The sequence below is a fragment of the Bacillus rhizoplanae genome (genome assembly GCF_917563915.1).
Lineage (GTDB): Bacteria > Bacillota > Bacilli > Bacillales > Bacillaceae_G > Bacillus_A > Bacillus_A rhizoplanae.
The window spans coordinates 39,900-49,008 of sequence record NZ_CAKJTI010000028.1 but is presented as its reverse complement, the minus strand read 5'-3'; the positions used below and the strand labels follow the sequence as shown (position 1 = coordinate 49,008).

Below are 9,109 nucleotides of genomic sequence, written 5' to 3'. Positions count from 1 at the left end.
TTAGTATGCAAATCTTTAAAGAACTTACACTGGACCTTTAGAAAAAAGAAAAAATCTTATGTGAAATTAAACTTATATAAGCTTAGCTTGATGGGCATGGGGTAGCGTCAGGAAAATGCGGATTTACAACGTTAAGGAAATTACAATATTAAAAGGCCCAATTTCTCAGTATTAAAATTGAGAAATTGGGCTTTTCTCGTTACTCCAGAAAAGCGCCCGATTGCGAAAAATCAAGATAATTATTATGATTGCTACTTTAGCTTATTAGACTAATGCACCCGTTAGTTCAAGAGGGTTTTTGAATTCTAAAAGGTAATTTCCCAAAACTCACGGTCCTAATTTGATACTAATAGAACAGTTCTAATCATATTCTTTTAAAAGAAAACAATAAGAAGGAGTGTAAAGTTAGTTGATAAAAGTTAAGGTTAGTTTACGGCCCATTGTTAGTAAGATAAATTTACCCACTGTTTTGAAAACAACTATACTTCCGGGTGACTCAATTGAAAGATTATTTATTGCAACCCAGATAGGAGAGATCTTTTACATAGGAGACGGAGTTATAAGGACTTTTTTAGATATTCGCCCGCGAATCATAAAATTAGGTAAATCTGAACAAGGTGTTTCTGGTAGTGGATATGATGAACGGGGATTGCTAGGGCTAGCGTTTCATCCAGAATTTTATTATAACGGTTTGTTTTATCTTCATTATTCAGTAGCTGGAACACAAGGTCCAGGGGCTCTTTCTGAACATTTTAAGCCTAACCCGTGTGATCCCAGTACTTTAAACCTAAGGTGGACAAATAGAGAAACTCAATATGATCATATTGATACAGTTGAAGAATGGATTTTACAATCGAATGGTCAACCTCAAAAACGACGGACATTACTTAACATAAGAAGACCATTTTTTAATCATAATGGTGTCAATAGCTTAAACTTTTCACCTGAAACTGGAAAACTTGTTTTAACAACTGGTGATGGTGGAGCAGGATATGATCCATTTAATTTAAGCCAGGATGATATGGAAATATCTGGTAAAATAATTGAAATTGATGTAGTTAAGAATACATTTATCAATAATCCACCCGTAGTCACACGTTTTAATGAACTTCCCTTACCTATTCAGGAAACGCTTACGGTAATTGCCAAAGGGGTTCGTAATATAACAGGCATTTCATTTCAAAGGTTTTATAATCAGTATATCAAATATGTAGGGATTGTCGGACAGGATTTGGTAGAGTCGATTTTTTCATTCGTACATTATAAACCAATACCGGTTACTCAGCTTATTCAAGCTTCTTTAATGGGGTCTAATCCTGACCCAGACGGACTTATTAATTTTGGTTGGCGGGGGTGGGAAGGTGCTTTTCCTACTGCGTTTATAAGTGGCTGTTCTACGAATCCGACTTTGGATGAGAAAACAATTGCTTATTACAATGAAACAGTAAAAACTTCAGTGAGACGTCTACAACCTTTAACTAGTTATTTTCATAAAGATCCTAGACCCGACAAGTTTGGAGGAACTGCACTTACAGGAGTCCAGCCATATATGGGGAATGGAATCCCAAATTTAACGGGAAGCGTTGTGTTTACAGATCTTGCCCAGAAAGAAGAATCTCGACCTCCGGTTAGAGGGGTTTTAGCTTATACTAGCTTAAGTACAGATTGTAAACTAAATGATTTTAGTGTTATTGAAACCGATTATAATTTTGGGTCTCAATCATCTTATTATGTTAGTTTGGGAACGAATCTGGATCAAACCAGACTATATTTAGGGGTTTACGGCTCTATGAAAGTGACTGATTTTAACCAAGGTACTGTTTTTGAAATTGTTCCATGATTTATAACTTGGATACCGCCACATGTCCATCAAGTTAAGATCTCATAATACCCCAGAACAAAAATTTTGTGCATTTTGCTAGTCTTTGACGATGTGGTTTATCAATATTAATAGCATTATTTCAAAGCTATATTTAAGTATGACATTTGTGATGTTTTATTCCTTTCACGCTATTTCCAATTGGAATTTATTTATACATATCCCTGTATTTCACTTTTAGTTGCCGTACCCGATTGACATAAAATCAAAGTATTGCAAAACGGGGTAGTACCAGCGAAGCTGTCACCACCCGCAATAAGGATTAAAAATCAAAGATGCAAAGGGTTCTCTATCTCTGATGCCCATTCCTCAATTGGAATTCGTTCCATCATATTCAATTTAAAGATATCATAAGGCTTTACATGGCTATAGATAAGCGGACTTAACGCTTTTAAGTCTTCAGGTGTCATCATATCCAACCACTTCTTTTCTGATAAAACGGATTGAATCATGAGTGTGTTGATATACACGAGACAGTTTTGCAATAAATGCAGGGAAAGAACGGCAACCTCTTGATCTTCTAGTCGATTCCTAGGCTATGTCTCTTTTTTACACGTATCTCCCCTGAACCCCTATTGGCAAAGTAGAAGTTACCATGGAAAATGTCCGCATCCATTGGGTTTTCTAGCGAGTGAAAGCTATTTTTTACCTAGAGAGAAAATAGCTTTCACTAATTTCAATGAAGAAAAAAATGACCAAATACAAAAAATGGCTGGATTCCTCCACTTGCGCTTTTGCTTACTTTAATATTCTCCTTTAATTACAAAAAACGAGCCCCGAATTGTTCCAGCTAGTTTAGACTTCTGCCTAGCAAACTTAAACTTCCCTTCTAACTCCTTTGGTACCTCCATCCCCTCAGAAAGCTTAAAACCAACGGCCCGCTTCTTAGGATCATCAACCGTATACATGACGTTGACCTCAAGACCATCCTCATAAAAGACGTAGGCAAATTTGATATTTTCCACTTGAAAACGCGACGTTTCTAAAGGTTTGGCCGCAAACTCAATATCACGTTCTTCTTTCAAAATTTGGTTCACATAATCAAGGGTCTCCTGGCTTTCGCTAGCTGGTACAACCGTAAATTCATGCTTGTATTTGTTCATAAAGTAACGGGCTTCATTAGCACGTAAACCAGCAAGCGCTTCTACTACAGGTGAAGACTCTAAACCAACTGTAGACACATTTTTAAAATCAACAATATAGGACACTTCCATTCCTCCTTTTATCTCTTTATTTCCTAACAACAGGAATCCACATTTCACCAAATACTAAGCCGTTTCGCTGCCCCATCTCAACCGTTGCATTTGGCCCGCCAACATAGGCAATATTCTTTGCTTCTGGCAAGATTTGACCAAAGGCAATGCCAGTAAGCTTATTACTCAACTCATCAGCCGTTTCCCCTTCTCCTTTAACAACTAGGTATGCCCCTTTAGGAAATTGGATAACTCTGGATTCTTCTGGTACCAATGCCTCTGTCATGACGCCAGCATAATGCATCATTTTGTTATTCACCGCTTCGTTCACGGCAAAAATGTAGTCATTTGTGGCTAGAGCTTTTAAAGTGTCAAGCCTTCCATCTTGTTTGACGGCCCGCCAAAAGTCTGACTTTTCCTTGTTTATGCCAGCAAAGTCTGTGTAATCGCTCTTAAGCTCAGTTCCAAAACCTAAAACGGTAAAGCTGTCTTTTTCTTCTAGTGTATAATCTGCCATATTCAAAACCTTCCTTTTTAAAAAAATTAATCAAATGATTTGTCTTTTCACTTGATAGGTTTATAATAGCCTTAAATCATGTCAAAAAATGATACTGTTTAGGAGGTCCCGATGAAAAAAGTTGAGCGGATTAATATCATCATGCGGTATATCAACAACCGCGCCCACTTTACAATTTCTGAAATCATGCGAGAATTTAACATCTCTCGTTCGACAGCTATTAGAGATATCAGAGAAATTGAAGCCATGGGGATGCCACTCGTCGCTGAAGTTGGAAGGGATGGGGGTTATTTTGTCATGAATAACTCTGTCCTGCCCACTGTTCGCTTTACCGATAATGAGATCAAAGCTCTTTTTATTGCCTTTATGGCTACAAGAAATCAACAACTCCCCTATCTAAAGAGTCGTCATTCTTTAGCTGAAAAATTACTAGGCCTCATCTCAGAAAACCAGCAAGATGACCTTGTTCTTTTAAATCAAATCTTGCTTTTTGAAGGGACCAATCCCAATAATCCCGACCTACTTGATTTGTCAGACCTCCCCGATCCCATGTTAGAAAGACTCATCCAAATCCTTCTTTTGGATAGCTATTTATTGATTACCATCAAAGAAGAGAATGTAATAAAGTCTTATCCAATTTATCTCTTGCACCTTTATCATGAAAAAAGCCTTTGGCTGATTGAAGGCTTTGACTTAAAGGAAGAAAAGAAGCAGATTTTTCCTGTCGGCCATCTCACCAATGTCAAACCCTATCCGACGAAAAAAAGATTAAGTAAGAAAAAGATTTTAGAAAAACTAAGTAAGCAGGAAGAAGTAATCAACCTTGTCCTTGAACTTGGTCCAAAAGCGATTGCCCAGTTCAAAAAATATCATCCTTTAAAAGTTTCAATTTCCTATACGAATCCTTACCAAACCACAGCCATTCTAAAGACTTTTATCAATGTTAATAAGCCTGAGGAATTGACCGAAATAACAAATTGGCTACTTTTCCTAGGTGAGGATATCAATGTCAGGGAAGTGCCAGAAGAAGTCTTAGAAGGTTTAAAAGAGAGAGTATGCTTATACTGCCCATAAGCATACTCTTAAAAAAAACGACTAACTTTAGTCAAGGACTAAAGTTAGTCGGAAACCTTCCTTTACGGCATATAACCACCAAAAGACAAATAAAGGGCCACATCTGTAAAGTCTTCCAGTCAACAGTTGCTGAATAGGTTAAGTTTCCTTAAAACTAAATCTTTAAGGAACTAGAATTGTTTTCTAAAGAGTTGCAACGATATATGTCACCTTCCTGTAAATCCGCATTTTCCTGACGGTACCCCATACCTATCAAGCTAAGATTTTGAAGTACCCCCTAAATGAAAATTTTGTAAAATGACAATAAAGTTATTTAATTTTAAAACCTTAAACAATTTTATTTTTGATGAAAAACACTTCACCGAACTTAAAAAATAACAATAAAGTCGTTTAAAAATCTAAGTTTCACTCCATAACAGCGCCCGATAATTGAAGAACAGAATAGTTATTTATTTAATTTAGGTAATATTGTTTTTAAGTCAATTAAGTCATCTGGCACCATGGTCGGGTCAGCCGGTGCGGCGGGAGCGGGCCAGAGTTAACCCAGCGAGGACCATGCCGGTCAGCCCCATCATTATGGCAATAATGGCCCCAGCTCGCCCGTCGCCAGTTCCGAAATCACCAGTGTATATGGTCAGATGCAACCCAGCGTAGACTATGACGATCAGCCCTATCACCGCGGCCACGATGGCCCCACGTCGCCCGCTGCCGCTGCCGAAACGACCGGCGGAGCGAGCCAAAGACAGCCCAGCGAGGATCGCGCTGATCAACCCCACCACCGCGTCTATGGTGGCCCAGAGTCGCCCCGGGGTGATTACTCCATATCCGACATTACCGTTGGCTGCTGCAGCAGAGGCAATAGCTGGCAGAAGTAGAAGTGTACAAAGTATTACGAATGAAACTAGCTTCATTTTCATTTGTTAATTCCTCCTTTTTGTTGTTTTTGCAAACTGAATATATATCCGTTTATACATACCATGTATATAGCATTCTATATTTTCAGTTAACAGATTTTAGGATGGTTGTAGTTCTCACATTATTATAGGAAAAACAAAAACGAGCAATCACTTCTTGTTCTTCTAATTGATAGTTAGATGCAAATGAGATAATGTTCTTTCCATCATTTCCTTGGAGGCTCGAAGAGCTCGATAGGATTACCTGCGGGGTCATCTAGTAAGATTTGCTTACCACCAAAACCTTTGACAATATCATTGCGGAAGCGTAGGCCTGCTTTACGCAGGGTCTCGACAAACCTCTGAGAATTTTTTACCTTTCCGCATTACCTTTTGGCTTTTTAACCAATGCCACAATACCCGCAACAATAAAGAACATGGCAGGAATAGAACCAAATAATGAAATGATGAAAATCACCACTGATACAATAATCAATCCCCATCCTGCAAGTTTTGGACTTCGATTTCCTTTCAATAACATTGCAGCACTTGCTCCAAGTGCAATGCCGATAATTCCGGGCAAAATAAACATGGTTCCAGCTTGACTCAACTGATCCAGCGTGTAGGCGTTTTGGCTTTCACTCCAACCAGTATCCAAATATCGTAGAAAAGCCTCATTATTCTTGAGGTATAAAAAAACAACTCCAGTTCCAGCCATGACAAGACTCACGATCACTCCAAGAACACTTAATACGATTTCTACTGTACGTTTCATATGAATGAACCTCCATTGAAATAAACTTAACGCAAACTCAAGACATTGATTCTACAGATTAATGATTATTTGTAACAGTCCTTTTAGCGCATCTTGTTTACTCCCTTTAGAACGATTGACTTTCTATGCATCCCTCTTTTTAGTCGCTCATACTCATCTTTATTTAAGAGGTGAATAAATATATTTTTATTCATTCACCAAATGGCAATAAAGAATGCTGCTTATCTCTCTATTTACGGCCATTGGTTAAACCTTTCATGATAGTGCAAAGAATACCAGAGGTGACTTCTTGGATACCTGCATAATGATACTCATTTTTTTGAATGAATTATATATTTGTTCATTCACCTAAATGTAAAAACATACACCACTTTTATAAGTAGCGTTTTATGATCTTGCAGACAGACCATCAACGATCAATTCTGCCAGTAATTTCATTGCTTGCGGGTAATGCTGACTGCCTACTTCATCCTTATGGATATCAACAACAATCAACACATTAAAAAGACTAATCATTGTATCCAAGTCGATATCCCGGCGGAATTGACCGGACTCCTGCCAGCGTTTAATATTGTCGATTAAAAAACTGTATACAAAGCTGTTCTGCCAATCGTCACGATTTTGATTACGTTCCATAATGAGTTGGCTGATCTCGGTATTCTGGTACCATTCAGCTAAAATTGCATTATGTTTACCTATTTGAATGATCTTTTCAAAAAATTGTCTAACAACCTCCTTAGGTGATTGATCAGTGTCGATTTGCGAAATGATTTTGCGCTTGGTCTGTTCATTTTCAGCCAGATAAACTTCACAGAAAATCTGTTCTTTCGAAGAGTAGTATTTATAAAATGTACCGACTGCCACGTTAGCACGTTTTGTAATTGCTGCTATGTTGGTTTTCTTAAATCCTTGTTCCAAAAAAAGAGCACGCGCTGCGTCGAAAAGTGTTTGACGTTTATCTAATTGAATCAAGTTTAACCACCTCCCATATAATTTGAATGAACAAATTTTACATTCATTCACCATGATATGCGGTATAAAATGAATTGTGAATACAAAGGAACACAGGGACAGGTACCGCGTCCCTGTTTCCGAAAAAATAACTGACTGAAAAGGAAAGTGTCCTTAAGCACTAAATTTCCTTTTGCCTGAATACTTGATTCGTACAGAGGGTGAAAGATATGAAGTAAATGTTGCTTTAAAATAAAGCTTGATCAAATTGATACTAATAACTCAAAACACACTCTTAATATTTTCAATTGAATCATCCTTTTATAAAAAAGTTTGATAATTTTTGTGATCCTTGCTCAATTAAAGCGCCCTTTAATGGAATAACTAAAATATGGGCTTATTCCTAAAATCGCTTATAGCTTGTTGAACTAACGCACCCGTTAGTGTAAGTACATTCCTTCACAATCTTTTACAACAGAAAAAACCGTTAATAATATAATCCTAACGGCTTCATCAATATTTCAATAGCTGGTTGAATTCAGTTAAAGTTCTTCAGTTAAATATTTATATGTTACAAATAATAATCTTCATATAAAAACCTTTCAAATCACTTTTTTGCCATATATAATCTTACTTCTTGTGGAACAACTATTTTACCTTCGTTACTGTCAATATAGTCTCCAATATTATTAAGTATAGCTTGTTTCTTATTATCGCTTACCCCTTGAAAATCTGAGTATGAATTAATTAATTTTAGATACCTTTGCGTAGTATATTCATCATTCCATCTGTAAATCTTGGTTATTGGCTTATCAAATAAATTATTGGTTCTTATCTCCGAAATCCTAAGATTATGTAGGTCCTCGGCTTCATTCACAGTTATAAAAGTATCAAGCTCAGGAGCGTATTTTCGAAAAATATTTCTTATTTGGTTTAGCATTTCAGTTTTCGGCTCAATAATTGATGACATATGCCCAAAAACAGCCATTACTCCGTTTCTTTTCAATAAATCGTATGCTTTAGGGTATCCAATCTCCGGTTTAACCCAATGAAATGCTGTAGCTGAAAAAATTAAATCATATGTTTCCTGTTCACAATTGTAATTCTCAAAGGACGTACATAAAGCATTGAAATTTTGATATTCAGAATATTTTTCTAATAAATACTCTACTTGTTTGTCTCCAAGCTCTAATCCTGTAATTGAATATCGATTTTTCACAAAATATTCTGTAGCTTGACCTGGTCCTGAACCTATTTCAAGTATCTTTGCATCATTCTTTATCATTGAATACTTAATAATATCCCTAAACAACTCAGATGGATAACCTGGTCGAGCTATTGCATAATCAGAGATTATATCATTAAAGACTTTTTTATTTTCCAAATTAACACACGCCTCCTCTGCTAATTTCATTATATATTTCTTTATGTTCGAATGTTATCTTTCCTATTTATACTTATTCACAAAGTTTTTATTGTTTACTTTCTTGTGGATTATTTTGTTCAGCTAACCTGCCCCGTTAGTTTAAGTGAGAAACTTCACAATCTTACTCTATATTTCAACAGAAATATCCAATTTTATTGAAAACGTTCCTCAACAATCTGGCCCGATTGTTGAATAGCATGACTAGAGTTTTTTAAACAACTTTATTATTTTTTAAGCGACTTTATTGTAAATCAAACAACTTTTTTGTCACTTAACACGTTTTCTTTCTCTATAGTTAGTTATTTTGAGAAGTCAGCGCATTTTTTCGTTTTAGGAGTGTTTTCTTTTCTTAAGTTGATGGGTGTGCGGCGGGCCCCCTAGATGGTACAATTGTATTATTT

The 9,109-nt window shown here is 36.5% G+C and carries 8 protein-coding genes and 1 pseudogene; 2 read left to right on the top strand and 7 right to left on the bottom strand.

The features are described 5' to 3' along the window. Positions 1 to 409: 409 nt before the first annotated feature. A complete protein-coding gene (locus LRP84_RS18550; protein ID WP_230576422.1) occupies positions 410 to 1,840 on the top strand; it encodes a PQQ-dependent sugar dehydrogenase in 1,431 nt (476 codons plus the stop codon). Positions 1,841 to 2,148: 308 nt separating this feature from the next. Here the strand turns inward: LRP84_RS18550 and LRP84_RS18545 are convergent. The 3 genes and pseudogenes from LRP84_RS18545 to LRP84_RS18535 all read right to left on the bottom strand — a co-directional run. Then, a pseudogene (locus LRP84_RS18545) lies at positions 2,149 to 2,409 on the bottom strand (Tn3 family transposase); the annotation flags it as partial. A gap of 213 nt (positions 2,410 to 2,622) precedes the next feature. Continuing rightward, on the bottom strand, positions 2,623 to 3,087 hold the full coding sequence (locus LRP84_RS18540) for a DUF8821 family protein (protein ID WP_230576424.1): 465 nt from the start codon (positions 3,085 to 3,087) through the stop codon (positions 2,623 to 2,625). A 22-nt stretch (positions 3,088 to 3,109) separates the two neighbouring features. Next, complete coding sequence (locus LRP84_RS18535; RefSeq protein WP_230576421.1) at positions 3,110 to 3,589, bottom strand: GyrI-like domain-containing protein; 480 nt, start codon at positions 3,587 to 3,589, stop codon at positions 3,110 to 3,112. Positions 3,590 to 3,700: 111 nt separating this feature from the next. Here LRP84_RS18535 and LRP84_RS18530 point away from each other — a divergent pair, with 111 nt between their 5' ends. Next, on the top strand, positions 3,701 to 4,663 hold the full coding sequence (locus tag LRP84_RS18530; protein WP_230576420.1) for a helix-turn-helix transcriptional regulator: 963 nt from the start codon (positions 3,701 to 3,703) through the stop codon (positions 4,661 to 4,663). Positions 4,664 to 5,172: 509 nt separating this feature from the next. Here the strand turns inward: LRP84_RS18530 and LRP84_RS18525 are convergent. The 4 genes from LRP84_RS18525 to LRP84_RS18510 form a co-directional block, all read right to left on the bottom strand. Then, positions 5,173 to 5,580 (bottom strand): DUF6223 family protein, encoded by a 408-nt coding sequence (locus tag LRP84_RS18525; RefSeq protein WP_230576419.1) that lies wholly within the window; start codon positions 5,578 to 5,580, stop codon positions 5,173 to 5,175. Between the two features lie 349 nt (positions 5,581 to 5,929). After that, complete coding sequence (locus LRP84_RS18520) at positions 5,930 to 6,331, bottom strand: DUF4064 domain-containing protein (RefSeq protein WP_230576418.1); 402 nt, start codon at positions 6,329 to 6,331, stop codon at positions 5,930 to 5,932. Positions 6,332 to 6,718: 387 nt separating this feature from the next. Continuing rightward, on the bottom strand, positions 6,719 to 7,303 hold the full coding sequence (locus tag LRP84_RS18515) for a TetR/AcrR family transcriptional regulator (protein WP_230576417.1): 585 nt from the start codon (positions 7,301 to 7,303) through the stop codon (positions 6,719 to 6,721). 586 nt (positions 7,304 to 7,889) lie between these two features. After that, positions 7,890 to 8,666 (bottom strand): class I SAM-dependent methyltransferase, encoded by a 777-nt coding sequence (locus LRP84_RS18510; protein WP_230576416.1) that lies wholly within the window; start codon positions 8,664 to 8,666, stop codon positions 7,890 to 7,892. Positions 8,667 to 9,109: the final 443 nt, after the last annotated feature.